The organism is Microbacterium sp. Marseille-Q6965, from assembly GCF_946151065.1.
GTDB lineage: Bacteria > Actinomycetota > Actinomycetes > Actinomycetales > Microbacteriaceae > Microbacterium.
Genome location: NZ_CAMGZA010000001.1, coordinates 913122 through 928336 on the forward strand (window position 1 = coordinate 913122; position 15215 = coordinate 928336).

General features: G+C 71.2%; 15 protein-coding genes. 13 read left to right on the top strand and 2 right to left on the bottom strand.

Going from position 1 to position 15215, the window contains the following annotated elements; all coding sequences use genetic code 11:
* The first annotated feature begins 6 nt into the window (after positions 1-6).
* Both sdhA and N8N77_RS04425 read left to right on the top strand, forming a co-directional pair.
* Positions 7-1833 carry a succinate dehydrogenase flavoprotein subunit gene (sdhA, locus tag N8N77_RS04420; RefSeq protein WP_261164943.1) on the top strand — a complete coding sequence of 609 codons (1827 nt, stop codon included), beginning with the start codon at positions 7-9 and terminating at the stop codon, positions 1831-1833.
* On the top strand, positions 1833-2591 hold the full coding sequence (locus N8N77_RS04425) for a succinate dehydrogenase iron-sulfur subunit (protein WP_261164945.1): 759 nt from the start codon (positions 1833-1835) through the stop codon (positions 2589-2591). Before sdhA ends, N8N77_RS04425 begins: the two co-directional genes overlap by 1 nt.
* Positions 2592-2662: 71 nt before the next feature.
* Here the strand turns inward: N8N77_RS04425 and N8N77_RS04430 are convergent, their stop codons facing one another.
* On the bottom strand, positions 2663-4192 hold the full coding sequence (locus N8N77_RS04430) for an MFS transporter (protein ID WP_261164948.1): 1530 nt from the start codon (positions 4190-4192) through the stop codon (positions 2663-2665).
* A 110-nt stretch (positions 4193-4302) separates the two neighbouring features.
* Between N8N77_RS04430 and N8N77_RS04435 the strand changes: the two genes are divergently transcribed.
* The 4 genes from N8N77_RS04435 (at position 4303) to N8N77_RS04450 (ending at position 7425) form a co-directional block, all read left to right on the top strand.
* A complete protein-coding gene (locus tag N8N77_RS04435) occupies positions 4303-4842 on the top strand; it encodes a TetR/AcrR family transcriptional regulator (RefSeq protein WP_261164950.1) in 540 nt (179 codons plus the stop codon).
* 69 nt (positions 4843-4911) lie between these two features.
* A complete protein-coding gene (locus N8N77_RS04440; protein WP_261164951.1) occupies positions 4912-5811 on the top strand; it encodes an exodeoxyribonuclease III in 900 nt (299 codons plus the stop codon).
* A gap of 46 nt (positions 5812-5857) precedes the next feature.
* Positions 5858-6865: a tryptophan--tRNA ligase gene (gene trpS / locus N8N77_RS04445; RefSeq protein ID WP_261164953.1), complete on the top strand. Its 1008-nt coding sequence runs from the start codon at positions 5858-5860 to the stop codon at positions 6863-6865.
* A complete protein-coding gene (locus tag N8N77_RS04450) occupies positions 6865-7425 on the top strand; it encodes a GNAT family N-acetyltransferase (RefSeq protein WP_261164955.1) in 561 nt (186 codons plus the stop codon). Before trpS ends, N8N77_RS04450 begins: the two co-directional genes overlap by 1 nt.
* A gap of 1 nt (position 7426) precedes the next feature.
* Here the strand turns inward: N8N77_RS04450 and N8N77_RS04455 are convergent, their stop codons facing one another.
* Positions 7427-7942 carry a GNAT family N-acetyltransferase gene (locus N8N77_RS04455; protein ID WP_261164957.1) on the bottom strand — a complete coding sequence of 172 codons (516 nt, stop codon included), beginning with the start codon at positions 7940-7942 and terminating at the stop codon, positions 7427-7429.
* Positions 7943-8156: 214 nt separating this feature from the next.
* Here N8N77_RS04455 and N8N77_RS04460 point away from each other — a divergent pair, with 214 nt between their 5' ends.
* The 7 genes from N8N77_RS04460 to N8N77_RS04490 all read left to right on the top strand — a co-directional run bounded on the left by N8N77_RS04460 (position 8157) and on the right by N8N77_RS04490 (position 15041).
* Positions 8157-9020: an Fpg/Nei family DNA glycosylase gene (locus tag N8N77_RS04460; protein WP_261164959.1), complete on the top strand. Its 864-nt coding sequence runs from the start codon at positions 8157-8159 to the stop codon at positions 9018-9020.
* Between the two features lie 254 nt (positions 9021-9274).
* Positions 9275-10312, top strand: a complete 1038-nt coding sequence (gene ribD / locus N8N77_RS04465; RefSeq protein WP_261164961.1) for a bifunctional diaminohydroxyphosphoribosylaminopyrimidine deaminase/5-amino-6-(5-phosphoribosylamino)uracil reductase RibD — start codon at positions 9275-9277, stop codon at positions 10310-10312.
* A complete protein-coding gene (locus N8N77_RS04470) occupies positions 10312-11043 on the top strand; it encodes a riboflavin synthase (RefSeq protein WP_261164962.1) in 732 nt (243 codons plus the stop codon). The genes ribD and N8N77_RS04470 overlap by 1 nt, the downstream gene beginning before the upstream one ends.
* Before the next feature lie 14 nt (positions 11044-11057).
* Positions 11058-12377, top strand: a complete 1320-nt coding sequence (gene ribA, locus N8N77_RS04475; RefSeq protein WP_314732516.1) for a GTP cyclohydrolase II — start codon at positions 11058-11060, stop codon at positions 12375-12377.
* Positions 12374-12847, top strand: a complete 474-nt coding sequence (ribH, locus tag N8N77_RS04480) for a 6,7-dimethyl-8-ribityllumazine synthase (protein ID WP_261164966.1) — start codon at positions 12374-12376, stop codon at positions 12845-12847. Before ribA ends, ribH begins: the two co-directional genes overlap by 4 nt.
* Positions 12848-12921: 74 nt before the next feature.
* A complete protein-coding gene (locus N8N77_RS04485; RefSeq protein WP_261164968.1) occupies positions 12922-13275 on the top strand; it encodes a Fe-S protein in 354 nt (117 codons plus the stop codon).
* A 320-nt stretch (positions 13276-13595) separates the two neighbouring features.
* On the top strand, positions 13596-15041 hold the full coding sequence (locus N8N77_RS04490) for an MFS transporter (RefSeq protein ID WP_261164970.1): 1446 nt from the start codon (positions 13596-13598) through the stop codon (positions 15039-15041).
* The last annotated feature ends 174 nt before the right edge of the window (positions 15042-15215 follow it).

Below are 15215 nucleotides of genomic sequence, written 5' to 3' on the forward strand. Positions count from 1 at the left end.
GGATTTGTGACTACGAAGTACCCCGACGCCGAGCTGAAGAACGGCGTCTACCACCACCAGTACGACGTCGTGATCGTCGGCGCGGGCGGCGCCGGCATGCGCGCGGCCATCGAGGCCGGCCCCGGCGCCAAGACCGCGGTGGTGACCAAGCTCTACCCCACCCGCTCGCACACGGGCGCGGCGCAGGGCGGCATGGCCGCGGCGCTCGCGAACGTCGAGGAGGACTCGTGGGAGTGGCACACCTTCGACACCATCAAGGGCGGTGACTACCTCGTCGACCAGGACGCCGCCGAGATCCTCGCCAAGGAGGCGATCGACGCCGTCATCGACCTCGAGAACATGGGCCTGCCGTTCAACCGCACGCCCGACGGCAAGATCGACCAGCGCCGCTTCGGCGGCCACACGGCCGAGCACGGCAAGGCGCCCGTCCGCCGCGCCTGCTACGCGGCGGACCGCACCGGCCACATGATCCTGCAGACCCTGTTCCAGAACTGCGTGAAGCTGGGCATCGAGTTCTACAACGAGTTCTACGCGCTCGACCTCATCACGGTGAAGGACGACGAGGGCCGCACGCGCATCGCCGGCATCGTGGCGTACGAGCTCGCCACGGGCGACCTGCACGTCTTCCACGCCAAGTCGGTGGTGTTCGCCACCGGCGGCTTCGGCAAGATGTTCAAGACCACCTCGAACGCCCACACCCTCACGGGCGACGGCGTCGGCATCATCTGGCGCAAGGGCCTGCCGCTCGAGGACATCGAGTTCTTCCAGTTCCACCCGACCGGCCTCGCCGGCCTCGGCATCCTCCTCACCGAGGGCGCCCGAGGCGAGGGGGCCATCCTGCGCAACGCCTCGGGCGAGCGCTTCATGGAGCGCTACGCCCCGACCATCAAGGACCTCGCGCCGCGCGACATCGTCGCCCGCTGCATGGTCAAGGAGGTCCTCGAGGGCCGCGGCGCCGGTCCGAACAAGGACTACGTGTACCTGGACTGCACCCACCTGGGCGCCGAGGTGCTCGAGACGAAGCTGCCGGACATCACGGAGTTCGCCCGCACCTACCTGGGCGTCGACCCCGTCGTCGAGCCGGTGCCGGTGATGCCGACCGCGCACTACGCGATGGGCGGCATCCCGACGAACAACGACGCCGAGGTCCTCGCCGACAACGAGACCGTCGTCCCCGGCCTGTACGCCGCGGGCGAGTGCGCGTGCGTCTCGGTGCACGGCGCGAACCGCCTGGGCACCAACTCGCTGCTGGACATCAACGTGTTCGGCAAGCGCGCGGGCATCAACGCCGTGAAGTACGCGCAGAGCGCCGACTTCGTCCCCCTCCCGGACGACCCCGCCAAGGAGGTGCGCGAGATGCTCGAGACGCTCCGCACCCGCAAGGGCACGGAGCGCGTCGCGGACATCCGCACGAAGCTCCAGGAGGAGATGGACAAGAACGCCCAGGTGTTCCGCACCGAGGAGACGCTCACGAACGTCCTCGGCACGATCCACGACCTGCGCGAGCGCTACCAGAACGTGTACGTCGACGACAAGGGCAAGCGGTACAACACCGACCTGCTCGAGGCCGTGGAGCTGGGCTTCCTGCTCGACCTGGCCGAGATCGTCGCCTATGCGGCGCGCAACCGCAAGGAGAGCCGCGGCGGTCACATGCGCGAGGACTTCCCCGACCGCGACGACGCGAACTACATGCAGCACACGATGGCGTACCTCACCGGCGACCCGCACTCGCCGGACCCCGAGGACCACATCAAGCTCGACTGGAAGCCCGTGGTGTTCACGAAGGATGACGCCGGCGAGCTCCGCTATGCCCCGATGGAGAGGAAGTACTGATGTCGTCCGCCGCACCCGAGGCTCCCGCCGAGGAGCAGGCCATCCAGTCCTACCTGGTCACGTTCATGATCCGCCGCTTCGACCCCGAGGTCGACAGCGAGCCGAGGTGGGTCGACTACGACGTCGAGATGTATTCGACGGATCGCGTGCTCGATGCCCTCCACCGCATCAAGTGGGACATCGACGGATCGCTCGCGTTCCGCCGCTCGTGCGCGCACGGCATCTGCGGTTCGGACGCCATGCGGATCAACGGCCGCAACCGCCTGGCGTGCAAGACGCTCATCAAGGACCTCGACATCTCGAAGCCCGTCTACGTGGAGGCGATCAAGGGTCTGCCCCTCGAGAAGGATCTGATCGTCGACATGGATCCCTTCTTCGACGCGTACCGCGAGGTGCAGCCGTTCCTGCAGGCGAAGTCGGCGCCCGAGAAGGGCAAGGAGCGCCTGCAGACGATCGCCGACCGCGAGCGCTTCGACGACACCACCAAGTGCATCCTGTGCGCGGCGTGCACCACGTCGTGCCCGGTGTTCTGGACGGACGGGCAGTACTTCGGCCCGGCCGCGATCGTCAACGCCCACCGCTTCATCTTCGACTCGCGCGACGACGAGGCGCAGGTGCGCCTCGACATCCTCAACGACAAGGAAGGCGTGTGGCGCTGCCGCACGACCTTCAACTGCACCGAGGCGTGCCCGCGCGGCATCGAGGTGACCAAGGCGATCGCCGAGGTGAAGCAGGCCGTCCTCCGCGGCAGCCGCTGAACCCCGCGCTCCCCCACGCGAGCCGAGGCCCGGGATTCGTCCCCGCCTCGGCTCGCGTCGTTTTCGCGCGATCAGTGCGCGGCCGACGGCGCGTGCCTCTCGGAGGGCACGAACCGCCACGCGATGACAGCGGCCGCCGCGGTCAGCACCGCCGCGATGCCCGTGGCGGACTGCATGGCCACCGTGAACGCCTCACGCCCCGCCGCGAGCACCGCCTCGGCACCGCCCGTCCGGTGCGCGGCATCCGCCAGCTGCGGCAGGGACTCGCCCGCCGCCGCGCGCAGCGGCGCGGGAGCGTCCGGCGGCAGCGCGAGCGCGCCGCGGTAGATGGCCGTCTGCAGCGAACCCAGCACCGCGATTCCCAGGGCGGCGCCGAGCTCGATCCCCATCTCGGAGATCGACGAGGCCGCTCCGGCGCGCTCTCTCGGCACGGCTCCGACGACGGCGTCGGTGGCGACCGCGCCCGCCAGGCCCATCCCGGTGCCGATCACGACGAGCGCCACGGCGAACCACGCGTAGCCGGGCAGCGACTCGGCCACGACGAGCGCAGCCAGGCCGAGGGCCATCACGGCCAGTCCCGCGCCCATCGCGTTCCCGCGCCCCCACCGGGCCACGAGGAGCGCGACCGCGGCCACGATGGTCACGGCGCCGATCGCCATGGGCAGCTCGCCGAGCCCGGCCTGCAACGGTGAGAACCCGCGCACGAGCTGGAGGTACTGGGAGAAGAAGAACAGCAGGCCGGTCCCGGCGAAGATCGAGACGACGTTGGCGGCGATCGCGCCGCTGAAGGCGGGGTTGCGGAACAGCTCGACGTCGACGAGCGGATGATCCAGCCGCCGCTGCCGCCGCACGAAGGCCCATCCTGCCCCGATGCCCAGCGCGAACGCGGCGAACGTGAGCGCGCCGAGATCGCCCTTGGCGGCGTGCTTGATGCCGTACACGACCGGCACGATCGCGAGGAGCGACAGCGCCGAGGACCACAGATCGATGGGGCCGGGGTTCGGGTTGCGCGATTCGGGCAGCAGGAAGATGCCGAGGCCGACGACGAGGACCATGACGGGCACGTTGATGAGGAAGACCGACCCCCACCAGAAGTGCTCGAGGAGAAGCCCGCCGACGAGCGGTCCCGCGGCCGATCCGACCGTGAAGCCCACCGACCACACGGCGATCGCCTGCGTGCGCTGACGGTCGTCGCGGAACATGTCGCGGATGATCGCCAGGGTGGACGGCATGATCGTCGCGCCCGCGAGGCCGAGCAGGGCACGGGCGGCGATGAGGACCGCCGGCGTCGCCGAGAACGCGCCGAGCACCGAGGCAGCCCCGAACGCGACGGCACCGATCATGAGCAGGCGCTTGCGGCCGATGCGGTCGGCCACGTTCCCCATGGTGACGAGAAGGCCGGCGATGGCGAACGAGTAGATGTCGCCGATCCAGAGCACCTCGAGGGCCGTGGGCCGCAGCGCCTCGGTGAGCGCCGGCACCGCGAGCGCGAGCACCGTGGCGTCCACGGCGAGCAGCATGACGGCGAGGGTGAGCACGACGAGGGCCACCCACTCCCGGGCGCCCGCGCGGCGCGCGACGATCGTGGCGGTGTGAGACATATCGATTACTGTACCGTCCGGTCAGTTTAGAAACTGGGCGGCTCCTGAGCAGCTCGCGGTAACGTGGCCTCCCAGCGATCCGGGCGCACCCGCCCGCGAGGAGGAGAGCGATGAACCGCCCGAGCGCCAAGCACGAGGTCGTCCAGGCCGCGCTGCGCCTGGCGGGCCGGGTGGGCACGCGCGCGCTGACCTTCGAGGCGGTCGCCGAGGCCGCGGGCAAGACAAAGGGCGGCGTGCTCTATCACTTCCCCTCCAAGGATGACCTGATCGAGGCCGTCATCGCGGAGCTCATCGGCGCCTGGGACGCCGACGCGCTGCGGCACCTCGGCAAGCCGTTCGAGACCGCCACGCGCGAGGAGCGGATCGTGGCATTCCTGCTCGCCGCGACGGAGTCGGGGACGGAGTTCGACGCGACGGCCGATCTCATGGTCATGGTCGACGTCGCGCGTGACGAGCGGTATGTGCGCCGCTGGCGCGAGCTGCGGGACCGGTGGGTCGGCGATGTCGCCGATCTCACGGTCCGACAGCAGGTGGCGCTCGTCGCCGCGGACGGCATCTGGCTCGACGAGGCCACGCTCCAGGCACCCTTCCCCGCCGAGCGGCGGCGAGAGGTGCTCGAGGAGCTGGCACGGATGGTCCGGGAAGGCTGAGCACGCGGGCGCTGCTGGCGGCGCTCCCGACGCCGGCCGGTGTCGGACGCCCGACCTAGGGTGGAGATCATGACCTCTCGCTCCCTCCGCGTCGCCTCCGTCAACGTCAACGGCATCCGCGCGGCGGCCCGCAAGGGCATGGCCGCCTGGCTCGAGGAGTCCGCGCCCGACATCCTCACGCTGCAGGAGGTGCGCGGCGAGCTCGAGCACCTCGAAGAGGCGCTGCCCGGCTGGCGGGTGATCGCCGACGCCTCGCTGCAGAAGGGGCGCGCGGGCGTCGCCATCGCATCGCGCGAGGAGTGCGCGATCTCGCGCGTGGAGCTGGGGGACGACGGCCTGGAGTCCCATGGCCGCTGGATCGAGGCCGACTTCGAGGTCGGCGGCGAGACGCTCACCGTCGTGAGCGCATACGTCTTCACGGGCGAGGCGGACGACCCCGCCAAGCAGGACCCGAAGTGGGCGTTCCTCGACGCGATGGAGCACCGGATGTCGCAGCTGTCGTCCGACGGCGCGCTGGCACTCGTGACGGGCGATCTGAACGTGGGGCACCGCCCGCTCGACATCCGGAACTGGAAGGGCAACGTCAAGAAGGCCGGCTTCCTCGCGCGAGAGCGCGCCTACTTCGACCGCATCCTCACCCCCGCCGGCAGCCCCGTGACGGGTCAGGAGGGCATCGGCCGCGGCATGGTGGCCGAGCTGAGCGACACCCGCGCCTTCAGCGCCGGAGCCACCGGCCTCGGCTGGGTCGACGTGGGCCGGGCCGCGGCCGGCGAGGTGGATGGCCCGTACACGTGGTGGTCGATGCGCGGAAAGGCCTTCGACAACGACTCGGGCTGGCGAATCGACTACCACCTCGCCTCGCCCGCGCTGGCTCCCCGCGCCTCGAACTACCGCGTGCATCGCGCGCCGTCGTATGACACACGGTGGAGCGACCACGCCCCGGTCGTGGCCGACTACGCGATCGGCTGACGCCGGCGCGATCGGGCGGTTGCGCGGTGCGGCGTAGGATCGACGGGTGACTCAGCAGCGCCTCTACTCCGGAATGCAGCCCTCGGCCGACTCACTCCAGGCCGGAAACTACATCGGGGCCCTGCTGCAGTGGCGCGAGATGCAGAGCGAGTACGACGCGTTCTTCTCGGTCGTCGACCTGCACGCGATCACCGCCCCGCAGGATCCGGCTGAGCTGCGGGAGAAGACCCGGCGCACGGCCGCGCAGTACATCGCCGCCGGCATCGAGCCCTCGAAGTCCACGCTGTACGTGCAGTCGCACGTGCGCGCGCACGCCGAGCTGGCGTGGATCCTCTCCACGATCACCGGCTTCGGCGAGGCCGGGCGCATGACGCAGTTCAAGGACAAGTCGCAGAAGCAGGGCGCCGAGAACGCGAGCGTCGGCCTTTTCACGTACCCGATCCTCATGGCCGCCGACATCCTGCTGTACCAGACCGACGTCGTGCCGGTCGGGGACGACCAGAAGCAGCACGTCGAGCTCACCCGCGACCTGGCCGAGCGGTTCAACGCGCGCTTCGGCGAGACCTTCACGATCCCGAAGCCGGTCATCCAGAAGGAGACCGCGCGCATCTACGACCTGCAGAACCCGACGGCGAAGATGTCCAAGTCGGCGGAGTCGCACGCGGGCGTGCTGTGGCTGCTCGACGAGGTGGACGTGACGGCGAAGAAGATCATGCGCGCCGTCACCGACAACGACGGCGTCGTGAGGTACGACCGTGAGGCCAAGCCGGGCGTGTCCAACCTCCTGACGATCTACGCCGCCCTCACGGGCCGCCCGGTCTCCGCGATCGAGGACGAGTACGCCGGCCGCGGCTACGGAGACTTCAAGAAGGGCCTGCGCGACGTGGTCGTGGCGGAGTTCGAGCCCGTGCGCGCCCGCGCGCTCGAGCTGCTCGACGATCCCGCCGAGCTCGACCGCGTGCTCGCCGTCAACGCCGCCAAGGCCGAGGCGGTCGCCGACGCGACACTCGCCGACGTGTACGGCAAGGTCGGGCTGCTGCGGCGGGCGGTGTGATGGCCGATCCCGTCGAGCTCGCAACGGAGCGCCTCGTCCTCTCCGCCCCGACCGAGGCCGACATCGACGCGATCTACGCGGCGTGCCAGGACCCCGACATCCAGCGCTTCACGACGGTGCCGGCGCCCTACCAACGCACCGACGCGGAGGCGTTCGTCCACCTCGTGGCGGCGTGGTGGGCCACGGGCGACGAGTGCACCTGGGCGATCCGGACGCAGGGCGCCCTCGTCGGCATGATCGCGCTGCACGGCGTGCGCGACGGCGCCGCCGAGATCGGCTACTGGGTGGCCGCACCCGCGCGCGGCCGCGGATACCTCACGGAGGCCGCCCACGCCGTGCTCGACTTCGCGTTCGGCCCCATGCGGCTGCAGCGCGTGGAGTGGCGCGCCGTCACCGACAATCCCGCGTCCATGCGCATCGCCCAGAAGCTCGGTTTCCGGTACGAGGGCATGCTGCGACTGGGCCTGGGCCGGATCGGACCGGGCAACGAGCGCCGCGACGGGCACATCGCCGGCCTGTTGGCCGCCGACGCGCGCACCCCACAGCCCTGGCCGATCTGACTCAGCCCAAGCGCAGCGACATCACCGCGCGCACGATCCAGGGGTGCGCTCGGTCGTCCTCCGTGTGCGCCATGCCGAGCTTCTCGGCCACGCGACGCGACGCGATGTTCTCGGGGTGGATGATCGCCGTCAGCACCCCCGTCGCGAAGCGGCGGCGGGCCTCCTCGACGCACGCGCGAGCGGCCTCGGTGGCGTAACCGCGGCCCTGCAACTCGGCGCGCACGTGGTAGCCCACCTCGAGCACCCGGCGCCCGTTCACCTGTTGCCACGTCAGCCCGCAATCGCCGACGAAGTCGCCCTCATGCGTTTCGACGGCCCAGAGCCCGAAGCCCTCCTCCGCGTACCGCGCCCGGTTGCGCGCGATCCATCCGGCCGCCTCGTCGCGGGTCTTCGGCGCGGGGTAGAACGCCATCACCCGCGGATCGCCCAGCAGCGCGGCCATGTCGTCGAGGTCGGCCTCCTCGAGCTCCCGGAATCGCAGCCGCGCGGTCGCCGCCGGCCACCGTCGATCCCCCATCCCGCCACGATAGCCGGGTCGGTGGACGCTTTCTGCCGCCGAAGCGGGCGGTGATGCGACGGTCGATCTGCACGACGAAGGAGAATCGAGCCGAGAACGCCCGTTCGGCCGGGATCGGCGGGCGGGGAGGGGCGAGCAACAACCGCGTTCCTTCGTTGTGCATCTCGGCGAAGCAGCAGGGCGGGATGTCACCGGGTGGTGGCAGGATGGCGGCATGCCGGAGATGCCCGAGGTGGAGGGGCTGGTGCGGTTCCTGCGGGAACGCACCGCCGGACTGCGCGTGGCGAAGGCTCAGGTGGCGCAGGTCGCCGCGCTGAAGACCTTCGACCCGCCGGTCACCGCGGTTGTCGGCGCCGCCGTGACGGGAGCCCAGCGGCACGGCAAGTTCGTCGACCTCGTGCTGGGCGACGAGCTCCATCTGATCTTCCACCTCGCGAAGGCGGGGTGGCTGCGGTGGTCCGATCGCCTCCCCGACACGGTGATCAAGCCCGGCCGCTCCCCCATCGCGCTGCGCGTGGGGTTCGACGACGGATCCGGTTTCGACCTCACGGAGGCCGGCACGAAGAAGTCCCTCGCGGTGTACGTCGCCCGCGGGCCGGGAGAGGTGCCCGGGATCGCGAGCCTCGGTCCCGATCCTCTGGACGAGGCGTTCACGGAGGAGGCGTTCGCCCGCACGGTCGCCGGCCGCCGCACCCAGATCAAGGGCCTGCTGCGCGAGCAGTCCGTCATCGCCGGCATCGGCAACGCCTACTCCGACGAGATCCTGCACGCGGCGCGCATGTCGCCCTACGCCATCGCGGCGACGCTCGGCGCCGATGACGTGGCGCGGCTGTACGCGGCGATGCGCTCGGTCCTCACCGAGGCCGTCGAGGCGGCGTCCGGCAGGCCGCCGGCCGAGTTGAAGGACGCCAAGCGCCGCGGCATGGCGGTTCATGCGCGCGCCGGTCACCCGTGCCCGGTGTGCGGCGACACCGTGCGATCGGTCTTCTTCGCCGACCGATCGATGGAGTACTGCCCCACGTGTCAGACCGGCGGCAAGCCGCTGGCCGACCGGCGACTCTCGCGTCTTCTGAAGTAGCGGAATACGCGGGGGCCGCGCGCGTTGACTAGGCTGAAAGAGCACACGTGCTCCGGGGTCGGTGAGAATCCGAACCGGCGGTGACAGTCCGCGAACCGAGGGAGCGATCCCGAGGCCGATCCGGTGGAATTCCGGGACCGACGGTGATGCAGGCAGGGCCTGCGAGTCCGGATGAGAGGAAGCACGCGGCGACCGCGCGGCGCAGCCGCGCGACGCCGTTCGACGACCCCGGGCGCCCAGAACCGGAGGAACGGATGGCATTCAGCGACGCGGAGCGCCGCGCGATGGCGCGCGCGCTCGAGCTGGCCGCCCGCGGTCCGCGCAGCCGGAACCCGCAGGTCGGCGCCGTCATCCTCTCCCCCCACGGCGACGTCCTCGCGGAAGGCTGGCACCGCGGCGCCGGCACCGCCCACGCCGAGGTCGACGCGCTTTCGCACCTGCCCGAGGGCGGCGCGCGCGGGGCCACCGCCGTGGTGACCCTGGAACCCTGTAACCACACGGGCCGCACGGGGCCGTGCGCCGAGGCGCTCATCGCCGCGGGCGTCGCGCGCGTCGTCTACGCCGTGACCGACCCCGGAGTGATCTCGGGCGGCGGTGCCCGGCGCCTGCGCGATGCCGGTGTCGATGCCGAGGGTGGCCTCATGGCGGAGGAGGGCGACGCCCTGGTGGGCCCCTGGATCACCGCAACGCGCCTCGGGCGTCCACACGTCACGGTGAAGTGGGCGCAGAGCCTGGACGGCCGCGCCGCGGCCGCCGACGGGACGAGCCAGTGGATCACGGGCGGCGAGGCCCGCGCCGACGTGCACCGCCGCCGGGCGGAGGCCGATGCGATCGTCATCGGCACCGGCACCCTGCTCGCCGACGACCCGCAGCTCACCGCGCGCCTCGACGGCGCGCTCGCGCCGGCACAGCCGGTACCCGTCGTGATCGGCACGCGCCCCGTTCCGCCCCACGCCGCCGTGCGTTCCCATCCCGCCGTCGCCGAGACGGGCGAGCCGCTGGCCTACGCCACGCGCGACCTCGCGGCCGTGCTCGCCGATCTGCGCGAACGGGGGCTGCACCGCGTCTTCGTCGAGGGTGGTCCGACGCTCGCCAGCGCCTTCCTCCGCGCGGGCCTGGCCGACCGGGTGCTCGCCTACGTCGCCCCGGTCCTGCTGGGCGGGCCGCGCACGGCGCTCGACGACATCGGCGTGGAGACCATCGGCGCCGCCCGCCGGCTCGTCGTCGAGAGCATGGTGCCGCTCGGCGCCGACGTCCTGTTCGAAGCCCGCCTGCACGAGGGAGACAGCTGATGTTCACCGGGATCATCGAGGAGATCGGCCAGGTCGCCGCCGTGGAGCCGTCGGGGGACGGCGTGCGCCTGAGCGTGATCGCGCCGAAAGCGATCGACGGGGTGCAGCACGGCGACTCGATCGCCGTCAGCGGCGTGTGCCTCACGGTCGTGGCGTGGGACGCCCGCGGCTTCACCGCCGACGTGATGCGGCAGACCCTCGACATGTCCACCCTGGGGCTGCTCGCCCCGGGCGCCCGCGTCAACATCGAGCGCGCCACGGCCGCGGGCGGTCGCCTCGGCGGCCACATCGTGCAGGGCCACATCGACGGCACCGGCACCGTGGCCGAGGTGCGTCCGGGCGCCCAGTGGCGCGTGATCCGGATCGGCTTGCCCGCGCATCTCGCGCCGCTCGTGGTCGACAAGGGCTCCATCGCCGTCGACGGCACGTCGCTCACCGTGAGCGCCGTCAGCCCGGCGGGCTCCCCCACCCCCTGGTTCGAGGTGTCGCTCATCCCCGAGACGCTGCAGGCAACGACGCTGGGAGCGCTCGCGCCCGGACAGCACGTGAACCTCGAGACCGACATCCTCGCGCGTCACGTGCAGCGCCTGCTGGCGTTCCGCGCCGCGCCGGTGCCGGCACCGGAGCCCGACCCGACGCGCCGCCGACCCGACAGCGCCTTCAGCACGACCGACGTGCCGCCCGCCGACTACACGATCCTCTCCGCACCCTTCGAAGGAGGCTCCCGATGAGCCTGACCGACCCCCTGCCCCTGTCGACGATCGAGGAGGCGCTCGACGCGCTCCGCGCCGGCCGCCCCGTGATCGTCGCGGACGACGCCGACCGCGAGAACGAGGGCGACGTCATCCTGTCGGCGCAGCTGGCCACGCCCGAGTGGATCGCATGGACCGTGCGGTACACGTCGGGGTACCTGTGCGCGCCGATGCCGCAGGACTGGGCCGACCGCCTCGACCTGCCGCCCATGGTGACCAACAACGAGGACGCGCGCGGCACCGCGTACACGGTGAGCGTGGACGCCGCTTCGGGGGTCACGACCGGCATCAGCGCGGCCGACCGCGCCCGCACGCTCACGGTGCTCGCCGACCCCGACGCCGGCCCGGCCGATGTGATCCGCCCCGGTCACATCCTTCCGCTGCGGGCCGTGCCGGGCGGCGTGCGGCAGCGCGGAGGCCACACCGAGGCCGCCGTCGACCTCATGCGGCTGGCGGGCCTGCAGCCCGTCGGGGTGATCGCCGAGGTCGTGGCCGAGGACGGCAGCATGATGCGCCTTCCGGGCCTGATCGACATGGGCGCACGCGAGAACGTGCCCGTCATCACGATCGAGCAGCTCGTCGCGCACCTCGACGAGGTCGACCCGCGCGACCGTGACGAGGCGCCCGCGCGGCGCGCGGTCAGCCTGCGTGCCGACGCGCTGGTGCCGACATCGCACGGAACGTTCCGGTTCCTGGCCTACAAGGATCGGATCACGGGCACGGACCACATGGCCGTCGTCTCGGGCGACCTGTCGGCGAACCCCGCCCCGCTCGTCCGCGTGCACTCGGAGTGCCTCACGGGTGAGGCCTTCGGCTCGCTCAAGTGCGAGTGCGGGCCGCAGCTCGAGGCGGCGCTGGACGCGATCGATCGCGAGGGCGGCGTGGTGATCTACATGCGCGGGCACGAGGGCCGCGGCATCGGGCTCATCAACAAGCTGCGTGCATACGCGCTGCAGGAGGAGGGGCTCGACACGGTCGACGCGAACACGGCTCTCGGCCTGCCCGCGGACGCGCGCGACTACGCCGCCGCGGCGGGCATCCTCGCCGACCTCGGCGTCTCGCGCATCCGGCTGCTGACCAACAACACCGACAAGGTGCGCCAGCTGCGCGGCTTCGGCCTCGACGTGGCGGAGCAGGTGCCCCTCATCGTGGGCGTCGGCCCCAACAATCACCAGTACCTGGAGACCAAGCGCGACCGTATGGGCCACATCATCGGCGAGACCGAGCTGGCCGAGGCGATCGCGCAGATGCAGGCGGACGAGGACACCGCACGAGCGCACGAGAACACCGTGCAGACGGGAGAGGCGAAGTGAGCGGAAAGGGCGCGCCCGAGCGCGATCGGATCGACGGCGAGGGCCTGGAGGTCGTCATCGTCGCGGGCACCTGGCACGAGCAGATCACGGACGGCCTGATTGCGGGTGCACGGCGCACGCTCGAGGCGGCCGGGGCGAACCATCGTCTCGTGCGCGTGGCCGGCTCGTTCGAGCTGCCCGTCGTCGCGAAGGCGGCGCTTGAGGCCGGCGCCGATGCGGTCGTGGCGCTCGGGGTGATCATCCGGGGCGGCACGCCGCACTTCGAGTTCGTCTCGTCCGCGGCCACCGACGGCCTCACCCGGGTGGCGCTCGACACGGGCAAGCCGGTGGGCTTCGGCGTGCTGACGCTGGACGACGAGCAGCAGGGCCTGGATCGCGCCGGCCTGGCCGGCTCCCAGGAGGACAAGGGCGCCGAGGCCGCCGACGCGGCGCTGCGTACCGCCCTCACCCTCCGCGCGCTGCGCGGCTGAGCGTCCCCCGCGCGCCCCGTGGCACGCGCGCGTCGTGCACGGCCCGACGACGTTCTCTACATAAGGTAGAAGTCATGGAGATCCTGCGGAACGTCGTCCTGCTCGTCCATCTCACCGGCTTCGCCATCCTCTTCGGCGCATGGGTCGTCGAGGCGGCGTCGCGGCGGTATCAGGCGACGCGGCTCATGGACCTCGGCGTGCTCGTCGCGGGCGTCGCGGGGCTCGCGCTGGCGGCGCCGTGGGGGCTCGACCACGACCTCAACTACGTGAAGATCGGCATCAAGCTCGTGGTGCTGATCGTCATCGGCGCGCTCGTGGGCATCAGCACGAGCCGCGCGCGCAAGGGAAACCCGCTGCCGTCTGCAGTGTTCTGGCTCATCGGCGCGCTCACCCTGCTCAACGCCGGACTCGCACTGATCTGGCGATGACGGGCGCGGTGCGCCGCGTCGCACCACGCCGATGAAGCAATCACCCCGCTCGCACGCCCCCGCTGGTCAATCTGATCGGCGGGGGCGTTCTGCGCCCCGATCCGCCTCACGTGCGGGCCGGCCCCGCGCGCGACGGTGCGCAGATTGCTCAACCGGAGGGATAGGATGGTCCTTTGCGTCCCGCTCACCGCGCGGGGCGTCGACCGGAACGCGAAAGCCGCATCACCCCGCGGCGCGCCGCGTCCGGCACCCCCGAGCACGAGGCGCGGCACACCCGGGCAGGCCCCTCGGCTTCACCTCGCTCTGTTTCAGAAGGCATCATGACGTCCACAGCATCCACCGAGCCGAAGCCGGCGAACTCACGCGGTCGCGTGATCACGGCGAGCCTCGTCGGCACCACGATCGAGTTCTACGACTTCTACGCGTACGCCACGGCGGCCGTGCTCGTGTTCCCGATCCTCTTCTTCCCCAGCGACAACGAGACCGCGGCGCTCCTCGCCTCGTTCGCGACGTTCGGCGCCGCCATGATCGCCCGTCCGGTCGGCGCGGTGGTCTTCGGCCACTTCGGCGACCGCATCGGCCGCAAGGGCACCCTCGTCGCCTCCCTGCTGACGATGGGTATCGCCACCTTCCTCATCGGCTGCCTGCCCACCCACAACGAGATCGGCGTCTGGGCCGCCATGCTGCTGCTGCTCTGCCGGCTCGCGCAGGGCTTCGCGCTCGGCGGCGAATGGTCCGGCGCCGCCCTCGTGGCCACCGAGAACGCCCCGAAGGGACGCCGCGCGCTGTTCGGCACCTTCCCGCAGCTCGGCGCCCCGATCGGCTTCATCATCGCCAACTCGCTGTTCCTCGTCATCAACTTCGCGCTGCCCGGTGAGGCCGGCGCGGCCAGCGAGGCGTTCCTCAGCTGGGGTTGGCGCATCCCGTTCCTCTTCTCGGCCGTGATGGTCATCATCGGCCTGTGGGTGCGGCTGAAGCTCGTCGAGTCCGACGCGTTCAAGAAGGCCGAGGCGAAGGGCCAGATCAAGAAGGCCCCGATCGGCTACGTGTTCCGCAAGCACTGGTGGCACCTGATCCTGGGCACGTTCTTCATGCTCGCGACGTACGTGCTGTTCTACCTGATGACGAACTTCACGCTCACGTACGGCACGCGCGCGCAGGTCGCCCCGGAGGGCGTCGACCCCGACACGTTCGTGCCCGGCCTCGGCTTCACGTACGTGCATTTCGTGCTGATGCAGATCATCGGCGTCATCTTCTTCGGCATCTGCACGCTCGCCTCGGGCCCGCTGGCCGACGCGATCGGCCGCCGCAAGCTGCTCATCTGGGTGACGTCGTTCATCATCGTGCTCGGCCTGCTGTTCCCGCTGTTCCTGCTGCCGCAGGGCGACACGCAGTTCACGGGTGCGCTCACGCAGTCGTTCCTGATCTTCGGCTTCCTGCTCATGGGCATGACGTTCGGGCCGATGGGCGCGCTGCTGCCCGAGCTGTTCCCGACCAACGTGCGCTACACCGGCTCCGCCGTGGCGTACAACGTGTCATCGATCCTGGGCGCCGCGCTCGCGCCGATCGTCGCGCTGTGGCTGTGGGAGCTCGGCGACGGCAACCCCTGGCTCGTGGGCGTGTACCTGTCGGCCTCCGGTGCCCTGACGCTCATCGCGCTCATCCTCGGCAAGGAGACCAAGGACATCGACATCGACGACGACGGGGTAACCGACGAGGGCGACGAGGGCGCGGAGTTCGCGGCCAAGGAAGCCGCGATGCTCTGATTCACCTCCGACGACGGAGCGCCCCCGGCACCGCCGAGGGCGCTCCGTCGTCTCGACCGGGCGGCGCTGCGCCCTCGCGCGCGTCACGCAACGTTTCGGCCATGTGTCGAATCGTGCACCGACGCACACACCCGTCGCGGCATGTGCGAAGATCGCTCACACACGTGCCGTTCC